The organism is Alicyclobacillus sacchari, from assembly GCF_004366795.1.
Taxonomy (GTDB): domain Bacteria; phylum Bacillota; class Bacilli; order Alicyclobacillales; family Alicyclobacillaceae; genus Alicyclobacillus; species Alicyclobacillus sacchari.
Window position 1 is genome coordinate 1 of the sequence record NZ_SORF01000023.1, and the last position, 15,144, is coordinate 15,144.

14 protein-coding genes and 2 pseudogenes are annotated in these 15,144 nt (G+C 48.8%); all 16 read left to right on the forward strand.

The features are described 5' to 3' along the window. Positions 1 to 279 (forward strand): annotated as a pseudogene (locus C7445_RS13465) (hypothetical protein); the annotation flags it as partial. 135 nt (positions 280 to 414) lie between these two features. Further along, positions 415 to 819, forward strand: a complete 405-nt coding sequence (locus tag C7445_RS13470) for a hypothetical protein (protein WP_040289348.1) — start codon at positions 415 to 417, stop codon at positions 817 to 819. Between the two features lie 13 nt (positions 820 to 832). Further along, on the forward strand, positions 833 to 985 hold the full coding sequence (locus C7445_RS14700) for a hypothetical protein (protein ID WP_006446791.1): 153 nt from the start codon (positions 833 to 835) through the stop codon (positions 983 to 985). Positions 986 to 1,363: 378 nt separating this feature from the next. Then, positions 1,364 to 2,865 (forward strand): annotated as a pseudogene (locus tag C7445_RS13475) (spore germination protein). After that, positions 2,862 to 4,067: a Ger(x)C family spore germination protein gene (locus C7445_RS13480; protein WP_243835200.1), complete on the forward strand. Its 1,206-nt coding sequence runs from the start codon at positions 2,862 to 2,864 to the stop codon at positions 4,065 to 4,067. Before C7445_RS13475 ends, C7445_RS13480 begins: the two are co-directional and overlap by 4 nt. Positions 4,068 to 4,086: 19 nt before the next feature. Beyond that, positions 4,087 to 4,332 carry a hypothetical protein gene (locus C7445_RS13485; protein ID WP_134161128.1) on the forward strand — a complete coding sequence of 82 codons (246 nt, stop codon included), beginning with the start codon at positions 4,087 to 4,089 and terminating at the stop codon, positions 4,330 to 4,332. Between the two features lie 4 nt (positions 4,333 to 4,336). After that, on the forward strand, positions 4,337 to 5,419 hold the full coding sequence (locus C7445_RS13490; protein ID WP_134161130.1) for a GerAB/ArcD/ProY family transporter: 1,083 nt from the start codon (positions 4,337 to 4,339) through the stop codon (positions 5,417 to 5,419). A 207-nt stretch (positions 5,420 to 5,626) separates the two neighbouring features. Further along, positions 5,627 to 5,764 carry a hypothetical protein gene (locus C7445_RS14705; RefSeq protein WP_006446167.1) on the forward strand — a complete coding sequence of 46 codons (138 nt, stop codon included), beginning with the start codon at positions 5,627 to 5,629 and terminating at the stop codon, positions 5,762 to 5,764. Between the two features lie 661 nt (positions 5,765 to 6,425). Further along, positions 6,426 to 7,400 carry a LacI family DNA-binding transcriptional regulator gene (locus C7445_RS13500; protein ID WP_134161132.1) on the forward strand — a complete coding sequence of 325 codons (975 nt, stop codon included), beginning with the start codon at positions 6,426 to 6,428 and terminating at the stop codon, positions 7,398 to 7,400. Between the two features lie 179 nt (positions 7,401 to 7,579). After that, positions 7,580 to 7,771, forward strand: coding sequence for a hypothetical protein (locus C7445_RS14790; protein ID WP_208320925.1), 192 nt, complete (start codon positions 7,580 to 7,582; stop codon positions 7,769 to 7,771). Beyond that, positions 7,764 to 8,645 carry an ABC transporter permease gene (locus tag C7445_RS13505; protein WP_243835201.1) on the forward strand — a complete coding sequence of 294 codons (882 nt, stop codon included), beginning with the start codon at positions 7,764 to 7,766 and terminating at the stop codon, positions 8,643 to 8,645. Before C7445_RS14790 ends, C7445_RS13505 begins: the two co-directional genes overlap by 8 nt. A gap of 45 nt (positions 8,646 to 8,690) precedes the next feature. Continuing rightward, positions 8,691 to 9,587, forward strand: coding sequence for a carbohydrate ABC transporter permease (locus C7445_RS13510; RefSeq protein ID WP_134161148.1), 897 nt, complete (start codon positions 8,691 to 8,693; stop codon positions 9,585 to 9,587). A gap of 161 nt (positions 9,588 to 9,748) precedes the next feature. Next, a complete protein-coding gene (locus C7445_RS13515; protein WP_134161134.1) occupies positions 9,749 to 11,374 on the forward strand; it encodes a type 2 periplasmic-binding domain-containing protein in 1,626 nt (541 codons plus the stop codon). Between the two features lie 165 nt (positions 11,375 to 11,539). Then, positions 11,540 to 12,997: a glycoside hydrolase family 32 protein gene (locus C7445_RS13520; RefSeq protein WP_134161136.1), complete on the forward strand. Its 1,458-nt coding sequence runs from the start codon at positions 11,540 to 11,542 to the stop codon at positions 12,995 to 12,997. Next, positions 12,979 to 13,968, forward strand: a complete 990-nt coding sequence (locus C7445_RS13525; protein ID WP_208320924.1) for a carbohydrate kinase family protein — start codon at positions 12,979 to 12,981, stop codon at positions 13,966 to 13,968. The genes C7445_RS13520 and C7445_RS13525 overlap by 19 nt, the downstream gene beginning before the upstream one ends. Before the next feature lie 103 nt (positions 13,969 to 14,071). After that, a complete protein-coding gene (locus tag C7445_RS15045; protein ID WP_166669158.1) occupies positions 14,072 to 14,701 on the forward strand; it encodes a YesL family protein in 630 nt (209 codons plus the stop codon). Positions 14,702 to 15,144 lie beyond the last annotated feature (443 nt).

A 15,144-nucleotide genomic window follows, 5' to 3' on the forward strand; every position in this document is an offset into this window, starting at 1 on the left:
CGAAACTGGCGCGACTACATCTACGGCTACCAAGTCCCAAACACCGGCCAGGTCGCGGGCGCGGACGTGTACGTGTTCGACGAGACGATGCGCGAAGGGCTTGAGGCCGTGCTGCGCATGAAGTCGAAGAAGCAGTTCGACGTGAGCATGGTCGAGGTCCACGATTGGCCAGAGGGCATGGTGAAGCCAAAGCTCGCGGGTGATGCGTCGCAGGATGCGTTCGACGAGGTGGACGATTCGGACATCGACTGGGATGCATGGTTGAATGAGCCTTGGTAAGAAACGCCCCGGAAGATGGGCGCGGACGTCAGTCCGGGCGTGTCTTCCGGGGCGAAATTTTCCTTGCGAATAGCCCACTCGAGTACCATGTCCTGAACGTATTATAGCTATGCCAAGATGATGAGGTGGTGAGGCGTGAGAAGACAGGAGGCCAAGCTCGATGCAGCGAAGTCAATTCATAGGTTTTTTGGAATTGGGACGGCTATTTTGCTACTCACGCGGCAGATTACCGTTGGAGGGGTGTTCATTTCTCCAGGAAATATCTCGCTATCGTTGTCGGGTTATTTTACAGGGTCAGGTGTTGAAGGGAAATCTGATGTAGATCGGAGGCTACTTGATGCGATCGATTTTGTGACGGCACTTTTGCTTATTGTAAATGAGCTTCAAGTGATTGGTACGTACATGACGACCGGGCGGTTTAGTATTGTTGTGAGTGGACCACTGTTTGGAGCGAATCCGGTGGAAGGATATACACCGACGGCACGTGAATTTGCGCGAGACTTTGGCAGTTTAGTAACCACTGTCATTCGACCGTATTGATGGAGGGACACTCGTGGTAGCGCAATCGGCAGAGACGAGGAATGATGTAGGTGCGTCAAACAATGCGGTGAAAGTTGTTCCATCTCTTGGTGCGGTCTATCTCATGGGGATTTTACTTGCAACGTTTACGTTCTTCTTTACGAAGTCGGTGAAAAGAAATCAATAGGCGTATGAACTTTGCTTATCTATGAGGTTCGTTTCATAGGCCTATTTTCCGCAGTTGAATAAGCTAGGTAGCGCCCTCACCGAAAGGACATCACGATCCCCCCATAAACCCGACAAGTGTAACTTGCCCTCGAAACGTAGAAAAGTGTACTTTGCTCCACTGAAGTTTTACACCTATAAAAATCTAAAGTTAGTGCCGGAATGCCAATCTGTATTATTGTGCTAACTACATAAAACATGATTTGACCGTTCACCAGAAATGATGCCTATAGCTATATATACACAACATGGAATATAAAGGTTGGGTATTGCGAACAATGAATTATGAAGGTGTTCGAGAACTTCAGCATTACTGAAGTCAAGAAGGAGCTCATGTTATATGCGTGATTCGAACGGTATGATCTCCATAAAAACCATGGAAGCAGTTCGTCAGATTTCAGAACAACTTAATCCATGCCCGGATCTGCGTGTGCAGCCGATTACGTCGGACACTCGAGCGGTCGTGGTGATCTGGATAGACGGCCTTGTGGATGACGTTCGATTACAGGACGCTATATTGGCTGCAAGTCGTTTAATTTCTGAAACCAAAAGAATACGCCCTCATCGTCTCTTCGCTGTTCCTGGCGTTGCTACACATGCTGTGGAAACTGTTTCCGAAGCTACGAAGGCATTGCTGAATGGCTGTGCAATAACCTGCGTTGATGGCATAAATCGTGCACAAGCGTGGCATGTCGCACATTTTCCAGCTAGATCCATCGACCGTCCGGAAAATGAGCCTACTCTAAATGGGCCACAGGAAGCTTTTGTCGACAACCTGAGTCTGAATCTTTCTCTTCTTCGTAAGCGGTTCAAGACCTCTGAATTCAAGGTAGAGACCCGCGAAGTTGGTACAGCGACTCAGACTATGGTTGCCATTTTGTATCACAAGGCGATTGCAAAAGAAGCCCTCGTACATGAAGTGCGGCGGAGGTTGGAGGGCGTCGTGGTGGATCACGTTGTCGATATTAATCAGGTTCGCGAGTTTATTAACGATCCTAGATTTTCTATATTCCCGACGACAGAAGAAACGGAACGGCCAGATCGAGTAATAGCAGGTTTGCTGGAAGGACGAGTAGGGCTTCTTGTGGATGGTTCCCCGATGTGCATGATGATGCCGGTGACGTTTTCTATGTTTCTCAGTTCACCGGAGGACTACTACATGAATTACTCCTTATGAATTACTCCTTGGCATTGCCTTTACGTTTACTTCGTCATCTCATGTTCTGGGCATCGGTGTTGCTGCCGGCACTCTATGTTGCGCTTCTTACATACAACCAGGATTTGCTTCCCACGCCACTAATCATGAGCGTCGCGGCTCAACACTCAGGAATTCCCTTCCCGACAGTGTTGGAAGCACTGGGCATGATGATCGCCTTTGAATCCTTGCGTGAAGCGGGTACACGCTTGCCGCGCGCGGTGGGGCAGTCGGTTAGTATTGTCGGAACCTTGGTCATCGGAGATGCGGCAGTCAGAGCGGGGCTCGTATCCCCTGGAATGGTGATCATTGTGTCAGCGACCGGTGTTGCCTCATTTACGTTGCCAGCTCTTGGCCTTGTGCAGGCAGCGAGATTACTTCAATTTCCGTTTGTCATCGCAGCGAGCTTGTTTGGTTTGTACGGAGTTCTCATGTTGGGGCTGGCGGTAGTCGGTCGCCTGGCAGCATTACGCTCCTTCGGTGTGCCGTATCTGTCCCCTATTGCGCCGAACATTCTTGGAGATATGAAGGACGTGGTCATTCGTGCGCCCTGGTGGATGATGCGTACACAGCCTCGGCAATTTGAACCTAAGCGCATGAGTCGATTGGGTGTGCGCCCTCGAAAATCTAGGGGGACGCGGAATTGAAATCGAGAATGAGGGGCGATCGTCGGTACAAGTTACGTGAGCGTTTGAAATTTAGTACGGTACTTCTGCTTGTGGCTGGGATGGTGACTGCGTGTGACTATAATGACGTCGATCATTTGTACATCTCGACCGGGATTGGAATTGATCTGGTGGGCAATGGAATACGAATCTCTGTCGATGTCATCAACCCGGAAGCTGCTCAATCAGGGCAATCCGATTCGGGTGGAAGCGGCAATCAGGGTCCGGATCGTGTTGTCTCAGCTGAAGGAAAGACATTCGAAATGGCATTTTCCCAGATTCAAAGTCAATTGTCGCATTCGTTATATTTACCACATACGGCGGTTGTGGTATTTTCACAGGCTGCTATTCAGTCGGATCTTAACAATATAGTGGATGCGTTAGAACGAAATAGGCAATTGCGTCGTAGTCAGTTATGGGTAATGACGCAAGGCAATGCCGAGGACATTTTAACAACGCGAGGGGCCGTGAATCAACCGACGGCGTTGGTGATTCGCGACTTGGTGGACGAAGCCTCTCGCCGCTACGCATGTCTTGCGAGCGATGAATTACATGTGGTAAAACGTCTCCTCACGCCATCCTCCGCGACCACCGTGGTGGAAGTTGACCTAACTCGCAAAGGCAATCCTACTGTGACTGGAATGGGTTTTATTTCACGGAAAGGAAATGTGTATCGCGTTCCCCAAAATCAAATTTTAAATATTGCTTGGCTACTGGGTCGGACGTTCGATGTAAGGGAACTGGTTGTGTTGCCTTCGCTTGCGAATCAACCTTCTTTCCCAGTGACCGTTCACTGGATACGAACGACTACCCGATTGAAGTTGATACGCGCGACGCCAACGCCAGTCATTCAGGTGATTTGGCGAGGAACGGGTGAAATCGAGCGATGGGCTGTACCAACCACCATGAATTCAAAGGTTTTTAATCACCTGGAACGAGCTATTCAACATGACCTAGAGAATCGTTTGGGGCAGGCATGGAACTTGTCCAAGAGTTCCGGGATCGATTCATACGGCATTCAGACGCTCGTTGGTGAAGTGGTTTCGAAAGACAAACTGGCTTCTTTGCAGTTGCATGATACGTGGAAGCAAGCGACATTGGTATTCGATGTACGACCACAAATCTTGCATGGAGAACTTGCTTCTCAGACACCTTTTGTCTCAAATTCAGGGAACCCGGATTAAGTAAAGCGGGGCGAGGCTGATGACGAGTGTGTGGGCTGTGCTATGGGCGATCGTGGGTGCCGTCATGGATTTTCGTCACTGGATGCCCAGGCGTATGAGGGAGCGCGTGGCGTGGGCAGTGTTCGTCGGCATAGCTATTTTTTTGGCGATGGCAAGTGATCTCCATTGGTGGCCGCAATTTGATCTCGTACGTACATTTGTATTTGTATTTGGTAAGCCGACAGCATGGCTCTATATTGGAAAATTTCAACATGGGGGAGCCTAGGCACATGGTTCAAATTTCACGATATCAGGTCGTGTTGATACTTATTTGGACAATATTGGGGACAGGTATTGTCACAATGCCTGGAACCATTGCGCAATTTACCGTTCAAGATTCTTGGGCAGCAGGAGTGGGTTTGTGTATTGGTGGCTTTCTTTGTGCAACGATTGCAGCTATGCATGTGCGATTTTTCCCTGATAAGTCTTTAATTCAAGTGGCCATGCAGGCATTTGGATGGATCGGTGGGGAGATGTTCGCAATTTGGTACGTAATTTATGGTGTAGTAACGTTAGCGACAGTCGGACGTGAGTTGAGCGCTTTTGTTGTTATTTCCGTTTTGCCCAATACACCTGAGTTTTTTATCAGTACAGTTGCCTTTGCTGTTGCTGCGTACCTCACCTATCAAGGAATTGAAGTAGTCGGGCGAGTAAATCAGTTCATCGTACCCCTAGCGGCAATCGTGGCACCACTTCTTTTTAGTTTGAGTGTGCGAACGTTCGAGTGGCAGCCGTTTCACCCTATGTTCAGTTCCGGATGGCTTTCCATTTGGCAGGCGAGTGTCGTGCCCACGTTCGCTTATGGATTGGAATTTTCAGTGGTTCTGCAGTGGGTTCCTGCGCTGAGAACCCCTCGTACTCTGCCAATGGACATCGGAATCGCTAGCGCCATCAGTGCGGCGGTTTTGGTTATCCTTGTGACATTGACCGTAGGTGTCCTCGGTGAACCCGTGCGTTATCTCACCTATCCGGTTCTCGAAGTTGTGAGATCCATTCGGCAAGGAAAATTCGTAGAGAGGCTGGATACCTTATACGTGATGGGGGTTGTAGTCACTCAGGCATTAAAACTGTCTGCTTTTCAATTATCCACTTGCGAAGCGATAAAGGACATGTGCCATTCCAAGGACGTAAAATGGACAGTGATCCCATGTGCATTGCTCATTTGGTCCGTATCGAATTTTATGTTTCATAACTTGTTTGATGTGACAGAGTTTATCTTGCGTGCTGTACCTGCGTACTTTTTGTTTACTGTGGTAATCTGTCCTGCAATCATCTACATGACCGCATGGTGGCGAACTGCACGTGAGGTATAATTCGTGTCCTCCATTTTCCGAATTTTTGACCTACTAAAACACAGGGCTTTTCTTTGAGATGGTCGAGACGTGGAGAGCCGGGCAATATGGATTAATAAATCGCTCAAATGCGTTCAAAATTGTATTACTCACCATGTCCATTCGCCTTTCCTTTTTATTTTCCTGAACATACCATATCGGTATCTCTAGCTGATGGAGGATGGGTCTATGAATAATGACACATTTGGTGGATACACACGTTGGGCGGTAGTGTTCTTGATTATCTTTGTGTTGTTCATTCTCCTTGTACCGTACTATGGTGGTTCTGGTGACGGCGCATCATGGGGTTCTGGCGTGGCGCACTAATAATCAACTCTGTGGATGGGTGTCTGTGAACATACATCAATGATGTTCCGCTATGTGATTTGGAGGTGTTTCGTGCAATGAATTGCTCACCGATCATGTGCCAACCTCAATATTATGTTCGGAATTACTATGTTGCGCGTGTAGTGCCCTATGTGCATCCGATTGTGAACATCAAAAGACGTGTTATTGTGAATGTGCCTCAACATTACTATGTGCCGATGACTCGAAATGTAGTAGTAGATCCTGGATGCCCTGGGGGTGGATGTTATTAAAATTGCGTTATCACGAAGAACGGGGATATACCTGTAACAACGATTTGACAGACGCATTAGGAGCAGGCCACTTCCAAGATGATAGATGGAACTATGAACAGAGGTCGTAGACTAGATGGTTGTGGCATAAAGTGCGGGATATGGCAGCGTAAAACTACAGTTTTGCGCTGCCATGAATCAAGACTTTTTTGGTAACAAAATGTCAACACCACTCTACGAAATCTACCCTCTGTTTTGCGAGGAACAGAGTGGGTGAGAGGAATGTTGAAAGTGCCACAGCAGCAGTAGATAGGTCGGTACGATGTTGGTTATTCCCTAATGAATGTAGTACAGTCGTTATGAACACTGGTTTAATTCCGAAATGAACACGATGAGTGCGGGAGGTATTCATGGCCACAATTAAAGATGTTGCTGAGAGGGCTGGTGTGACGGTCACAACGGTATCTCGAGTCCTCAACAATCGCGGTTATATCAGTGAAGCCACGCGGCGAAAAGTGTATTTGGCAATGGAAGAACTCGATTACCGTCCCAACGAATTGGCGAGGTCGTTTCACAAAAATAGTTCTCGCTTAATTGGACTTATCGTTCCTACTGTTGCCAATCCGTTTTTTGGTGAGCTGACGAGTTATGTCGAGACGAGCGCTTACGAACACGGCTACAAGATTCTAATATGCAATTCACATTTTGACCCTGATCAAGAAAAGCAATATGTTGAGATGCTGAAGAGTAACCTTGTCCAAGGAATCATCCTCGGCAGCACGCCACTTAACGTGTCCGAATTTTCCAATCTGAAATATCCGATTGTGACATTCGACTACAAGCTGTTCGATTTCCCATACATTCGTTCGGACAACTATGAGGGCGGCAGGATTGCCACAGAACTGCTCATCCGCAAGGGGTGCAAGAAACTGGCGCATATCTGCGGGAATTTACGTGCAAACATGTTTGGAGTTGAGCGTTACCAGGCGTTTCAACATACTGCGAGTGCCTACGGCGTTGAAACGGTTGTTGTCGAGACGGATACGATGGGTGTGCGGCGAGAAGACACCGAGGCTGCGGTGAGAAATTTGTTCGATAGGCATCCCGATGTGGATGGTGTCTTCGTAAGTAGTGATCTCGTTGCATATTGTGTCATGAATCGATGCCTTGAAATTGGGAAGTCCGTACCTGAGGAACTAAAAATTGTGGGGTACGATAATATTGCAATCACGTCTTTGGTGAAACCATATTTGAGCACGGTGGGTCAACCACTGCAGCGCATGGCGGCCTGTGCTGTGGAGACCATCCTGCGTCAGATTGCAGGCGAACCCATACAAATTGACAACAAGTTTGCTGTTGAGCTGATAGAGCGTGAAACGACGTAGACGGGTCCTCACATGATTTCCTGCGTAAATGACGATTCCACTTGGCTCGTCAAGTGCAAAAACAGCAATCTTGTTTAATGTTAACCGGTTGACATGTCAACCGGTTGACATTATGATTCCAAATAAAAGCGTGTTGTGGCACACGGATTAAAGCGCTTACGGCGACAGAGGAGGAGTGTGTGGGAGCAGTGATGGCCGACATTCAGGCGGGCGACACGTTTAAGTACGTGGAAGGGAATCATGAGACGCCATATGGCTTGTGTAAAAGATTTAGTTGGGACGGGGGACATTATGGAAACTTCACATCGGGTGGCTTCGATCACGCCAGAACGACGGACTCGATTCAAAAAGAGCAGGAATATCATGGTTAATTGGCAATTATATCTGTTGATGTTTCTTCCCCTAGCATTTGTGATTGTATTCAATTATGTGCCGATGTATGGGCTGCTCATGGCATTCCAAAATTTCGATCCTATTCTTGGGATATGGCACAGTCAGTGGGTTGGATTTCAGAACTTTCAGCAATGGTTTCATAACTATCAGTTTTGGCCTTTAATCAAAAATACGATTGCGCTTCAGCTATTCGGTTTGGTTGTTGGCTTCCCAGTTCCTATCATCCTTGCCATCATGCTGCACGAAGTAGCAAACGACAAGATTCGCAGGTTCATGCAGACCGTGCTCTACGCTCCATATTTCATTTCCACTGTTGTCATCGTGGGCATGTTGTTCATCTTTGTCGACCCGCAGACTGGTTTAGTCAATCACTTGATTGTCAGCCTGGGAGGCAAACCGATATTCTTCATGGCTTCTCCACGATGGTTCCGCCCGCTTTACGTCTTTTCCGGCGTGTGGCAAGGTGCTGGGTTTGGCACAATTTTGTATCTCGCGGCACTCACTGGTGTGAGTCCAGACCTTCTCGATGCGGCTTTGATTGACGGCGCGAGTCGGATGCGAAGAATTTGGCATATCAGCCTTCCAACGATTCGGCCAATTGTGATTATCATGCTGATTTGGAGCATCGGCGACATCATGGCGGTAGGACCGGACAAGGCGTACCTGATGCAGACGCCGCTGAATCTGAGCGCATCTCAAATTATTCCAACCTACGTTTACGAGACGGGACTGTTGAATGCCCAATACTCTTTTGGGGCCGTGGTTGGACTATTCAATTCTGTCATTAACTCCGTACTGCTCATAATTGTGAACTTTATTGCAAAACGTCTCACGGAAACAAGCATCTTTTAAACCGATGGGAGTTTCTTGAATGAGGAGGATACCTTGATGGAATGGATCAGAAAATTGCCTAAACGAAGCACCAAGGGAGACATGGTATTTGACATTGTGAACCTGGGACTACTGCTCATTGTGTGTTTAATCGTATTGTATCCGCTGTACTTCGTCTTGATAGCATCGTTCAGTGATCCGACACAGGTCAATCTCGGTCATGTTTGGCTATGGACGCGGCATTTTACGCTGGAAGGATACAAAGTACTTTTTGCGACAGGAAGTATTTGGAGGGGGTTTGTCAATTCGCTACTCTATTGTGCACTGAGCGTAGCCATCAGCGTCCCGTTGACCATTATGGCGGCATACCCTCTGTCCCGTAAGGATTTTGTGGGGCGACATGTAATTACGGTGATTCTTACCGTTACGCTTCTGTTCTCCGGGGGACTCATTCCCACTTATATGCTGGTTCGTTCACTTGGGATGGTCAACACGATTTGGGCCCTCATCCTACCTGGAGCGGTAGGAGCCTGGAACATCATCGTAGCGCGCACATTCTTCCAGACGTCTATTCCGAACGAGTTGCTCGAAGCCGCCAAAATGGACGGATGTTCAGATATACGATTCTTGATTCAAATCGTCATTCCTCTCTCCAAGCCAATGATTGCGGTGATGACGCTGTGGGTCGTGGTTGGACAGTGGAACTCGTACTTTCCGGCAATGATCTACCTGAACAATACGTCGCTATATCCCTTGCAGCTGGTGCTCTACCAAATCCTTGTTCAAAATCAGTCATCGATTGGTATAACCAGCAGTCCTGAAAGTATGGCAGCACAACAACATTTGGCCGAATTGATTCAGTATACAGCAATTATCGTATCGACCATCCCCTTGCTTGTGCTGTATCCGTTCTTGCAGAAGTACTTCGTCAAAGGGGTGACCGTGGGTTCGCTAAAGGGATGAACCTAAGATGTGTGTGCGGATCAAGGGGGTGATTCAGGCAGACGTTCCGTGCAGTGTATGGATACATGATGAAAGCGTAACCGTATCGCGTATGTATTCGTTTGGCATTGATTAGGGGGCACGAGCGCGGCATCGCGTGATCGTCTTAAGGAGGGTATAGGATGAACAGAAAGATTGCATTCATCGGTGCAACAGCATTGGCAACATTGGTGATTGCGGGATGTGGGAGTGTTCCAACCGAGAACAACACTGTGGGGCAGCAGGCTGCTGCGACTGCAGCCGCCACTCCGTCGGAAACGTGGGATTTTCCGTTCACTAAAACTCAGCCGTTATCCAAACATAAGGTCACATTGACGATGTACATTCCAACAAACCCGAATGTGTCCAATTATAACAACTTGGAGATATTCCGCAACTTGGAACGAGATACGAACGTGCACATCGATTGGGTTGGCGGCAATATCAACACATTGATTGCAGGCGGCAACCTTCCTGACGCCTTTGTCAATGCAGGGTTTACTCCGCAGCAGTTGGCGCAGTACGGCGAAGACGGAGCATTCATATCATGGAATCAATACTTGAAGTACATGCCCAACGTGCAAAAGATTTTTCAGGAATATCCGTCATTGAAGGAGATATCGACGGCGCCCAATGGGCAAATTTACAGTTTGCCTGGAGGAGAGGGATTTGGACAAGGCCACACGTCGATTTTTGCAGATCATCACTTTTTATTCATAAACAAGAAGTATCTAGCTGAGATCCACCAGCCTGTACCGACAACCCTCGCACAATTGCACGCGGATCTCGAAGCGTTTAAAACGAAGCTTGGCATTACTTACCCTATGGCGTATAACGAGCAGGCGTGGGCGGGAGACATCGCTCAATTATTCGGTGGATTTGGATTGCCGGATAATAACGAGCACATTGTCGTTCGCAACGGAAAGGTGATTTTCACAGCTACCCAGCCCCAATATAAAGCTGCAATCGACTATTTCCATACGTGGTTCCAACAGGGGCTGATTGATCCTGAGTCCCTAACAGAGAATGGAAATCAATATGCAGCGAAGGAAGCTTCGGGTAAATTGGGTGCTTTCATCGACTGGGATGAGACGCCGGCTGGACAGTATCAACAGAATTATACATTGGTTGGCCCTTTGACTGGACCGACGGGCAAGAAGGATGTTGGATTTGACAACTTTTACTGGGCGGGACCTGGTGCTTTTGTCATGACGAAGTCAGATCCGAATCCAGTGCTTACTGCAAAATGGATCAATCTCGTCTACGCTCCGTATGAGGCTTCTCAGATGCATTGGGGGCCAGCAGGCACCGGTACGGACGACATCTTCAATCTCAAACATGGAGAACTTGTGTTTTCGAGTTTCTACAAAAGTCTGAATAACTACGGCGCGTATCGCCCCAAGGTTTCCGTGAATATGGGAGTTATTCTGCCAAACTGGCTGAATACGTACGTGCAACCCGAGCCACGCGCAGAACTCCGTCTTGAGCGAATTAGGAACATTTTTGCACCCTATATGGAAAAGGAACACTATCCGTTTGGGGCGGTCTATTTCACTCCACAGGAGAACAGCGAGCTGACGACCTTGCAGACCAATATCGACAACTACGTCAACCAATATCGCGCGACATGGTTGCTTAAGGGTGGTGCCGATGAGCAGTGGAGTAACTACGTGGCGACGCTTGAACAGATGGGTTTAAGCCAATATCTCAACATCCTACAGACAGCCTTAGATCGATACGTGAAATCTGGAGGGAAGTTGACAGAGTAGGAGAGGCATGGGGCGTGCGATGTGTCCATGGCTGAATAGGAGGCCCGTAGGGCCTCCTAACTGTTCCAGGTGAACCATTATCACAACTGGGCGGGCGCAAGCCCGGCGCATTTGAGGCCCTCACGCGCTTTACGAGGCCTTGCATCAACAATAGGAGGTAGCACCATGAGTGACTGTTCGGTCCAGAACATCCCGGCTGTACAAGCGAATGTTGGAGAAGTGAACCCGCAATACCGATTGAATTACCATCTGATGGGTGAGCGCGGGTGGATCAATGATCCAAACGGCTTCATATTCTACGACGGTAAATTTCATCTATTCTATCAACATAATCCCTATGATTCAGTATGGGGACCGATGCACTGGGGGCACGCAGTTAGTGCGGACTTGGTTTCCTGGGAATACCTACCGATTGCACTGACACCAGACATGCCATATGACAAGGATGGGTGTTTTTCTGGTAGCGCGATTGAAAAGGATGGCAAGTTATATCTGATTTACACGGGACATGTGACCAAGCCAAGTGAGGGTGGTATCGATTTTGTTCAACAGCAGTGCGTCGCAGTTTCAAATGATGCTATCACGTTTCACAAACTTGCGCAGAACCCAGTTGTGAGGACTGAGGATATACCTAACTTGGCGAGCAAGCGTGATTTTCGAGATCCTAAGGTGAACTTCATCAACGGTGAGTACTTCATGGTTCTAGGATCCAATGATGGCGCCGGAAGAGGGCAAGCGCTGTTGTACACATCCGCTGACCTCATACATTGGCGATTCCGGAACATTCTTGCGAAAAGTGACGGAACGCTAGGAGACAATTGGGAATGTCCAGATCTGTTTCCGAGTGGAAATTCGTTTGTCTTCATGGTTTCCCCTCAAAACGTCGATCCTGACGTCTACCAAAACACAAACACGTCAGTTTGCATGGTTGGAGATTTGGATGTTGAGAATGGAACTTTCATATCGAAATACGCATGTCGCATGGATTACGGGTTTGACTTCTATGCTCCGCAATCGACGGTTGACTCGAACGGAAGGCGGATTGTGGTTGCTTGGATGAACGCGTGGGGAAGCGAAAACCCTACCCATACATTACGGCATGGGTGGGCGGGAGCAATGACGTTGCCACGGGAGGTCGTAATTCGAAGGGGAAGTATCTGTTTTCAGCCCATCTCGGAGATTGAGCAATATCGACGTAATCCATTCACCATGCGCGCCTTCGAGTTGGAGGGCACCGTTAGTCTTCCAGTGGGTGGAGATAGCTACGAGTTGGTGCTTTCCTTGGAACCGAAAGACGCGGCGGAGGTCGGCTTAAAGCTGCGCGTGGGGGATGGGGAGGAAACGTTGATTTACTATGTCTCGAATGAAAGCACGGTTGTCTTCGATCGCAACCAATCCGGTATCGGCCCGAAAGGCGTCGCACGAGCCCCGGTGAAGCTCGATAACGGCTCGCTCACTCTGCGTGTCTTTGTCGACCGCTGTTCGGTCGAAGTCTTCCTGGGAGAGGGCGAGACTGTTATGACGGGGCTCATCTATCCCAGCGAACAATCGACCGGAATTGAGTCGTTCGCGAAGGGAACTGCTTTTGTTCGTGATTTGCGAAAGTGGGATTTGAAGATATGATGGGCGATCACTACCTGTACGACGTCGTGGCGCTCGGGGAACTCATCGTGGATTTCACACCTGTAGAAGGGATTTCGCACGCGTTCCAGCAAAATGCAGGTGGGGCGCCTGCAAACGTCCTGGCGGCAGTTGCAGGATTTCACAAGCGAACGTGTTTAATCTCCATGGTTGGTGCGGATGAGTTTGGGGATTTTCTGTATCGCGAGATTGAGAATCGAGGTGTTGGTACCCTTGGCATCGGGCGGACGGAGCGATTTAACACAACTCTAGCCTTTGTCCACCTAGATGAACAGGGAGAGCGATCGTTTACGTTTTATCGCAAATCAGGAGCCGACCTTATGTTGAACGCTTCAGAGATTGACTATCACATCATTAAAAACGCACGAATTTTCCACTTTGGCTCGATATCCATGACAGATGAGCCGGCGCGTTCAGCAACACGGCAAGCTATTCAGACGGCTAGGGAGCATGGTTCGATCGTGACATTTGATCCAAACGTGCGCCCACGTCTCTGGACGAGTATCCGGGAAGCGAAGCAAGTCATTGCGGATGTCTTGAATATGGTTGATGTCTTGAAGCTATCGGCGGAGGAGCTCATGTTCATCACAGAGCGTGATGATATGAACGTTGGGCTCCAGGATTTAATGAGTCGGTACCCTTGCTCTATCATTCTTCTGACGCTTGGTTCCAACGGATGCATATGTTGTTCTCGTGAAGGGTCACAATGGGTTCCTGGCTACAGCGTGCGTACAGTGGACACGACGGGGGCGGGGGACGGATTTGTAGGGGCATTTCTCGGCGCGTTATTGGATCTGGATAAACGGCCGGAGAACGTCACGATGGATGAGCTGGTTCAGCTGGCTCGCGTCGCGAATGCGTGTGGTGCATTGGTGACAACGAAGCACGGGGGTATCCCCTCAATGCCAAGTCGCGAGCAGGTAGAGGATTTCATGGAGAACTATGGTGAATAGGCGGGATGCCTATTCACCTTCGGGGCAATGTGCTACGCGCTGAATCGTTAAGCGGAAAGGGATGCGAATGATAAACACAAGATCTCCCGTCTACAGATTTTGCATGTCGATATACCGTTACTTCATTCTCAATGTGCTTTATATCCTCTTTTGTATCCCGATTGTCACCATTCCGGCGGCAACTGGGGGGCTATTTGCTACGGCCAGAAAGTACGCTTACGACGATGACGTCCCCATCCTTTCGACGTTTTGGTCGGGATTTTGTGAAAATTGGAAGCAGAGCACCGTTGTTGGATTTTTGTTTTTGTTTATTTTGGGAATTGCATACGGGGACTCACGCATAATTGCGTGGCTTCGCTTGACGTCCGGCCGTGAAGCAGCCATTTGTCTCATCTGTGCTGTGCTTATGTCCTTAAGCATTTTGCTACACGCCTATCCTCTCATGGTGCACATGCGATTGACCACGAGACAAGTTCTTGTGAATGCGATCCGGCTCAACTTCGTAAAACCTCATCTTACTGTGGTTGGCCTTGGGATGGTGGCAGGAATGGGCTACCTATCGGCCGCCTATCCCGTTCTGTTTCTTACCTGCACATGCAGTGTGCTATCCAGCGCTTTGTTTCGGATTGTCGACCGGAAATTGGAGGTAGTCATCAAACTTTCTCATGGTCACCTGCCTATCACCGTGCTTGATCAATCCAACCCTTCCAGTCGACCCCATTCAGTTCAGTGACAATGTTACACTCATCAGGAAAGGCAAGATGTCTCGTAACGTCGTTTGGCACACATATCACGTGCATGCCGGCGTGCACGGCCGCCGGCGAAGTCCGAATTTGTGTGTAAATTGCCCCTACATGTAGAATGTGCTGAGTTTCGACGCGCCGCCTTTGACGGCTTTGCCTCGGCAAATCAAATATGTCCCGTCGTCGCTCCATCAAGAGGCGCTTCGCCGGTCGATGATAAGGAACGAAGGGGCAAAGCCTTCACCTGCGGTGTTCACCGCACCACAGCTCCTCCCGTTATCCGATTGACATTACGTGCGGTCGTCATCACTCTCAAAAGCGCGTAGCGGGTATGGCGTTTTCTGCTATACTCGCTAGTGGGATACGCAACATGAAGTGCGTTTAGTAGCTGCTGCTTGACCACGAGCCTCCTTCTCGAACGTAGAGGCCTGCG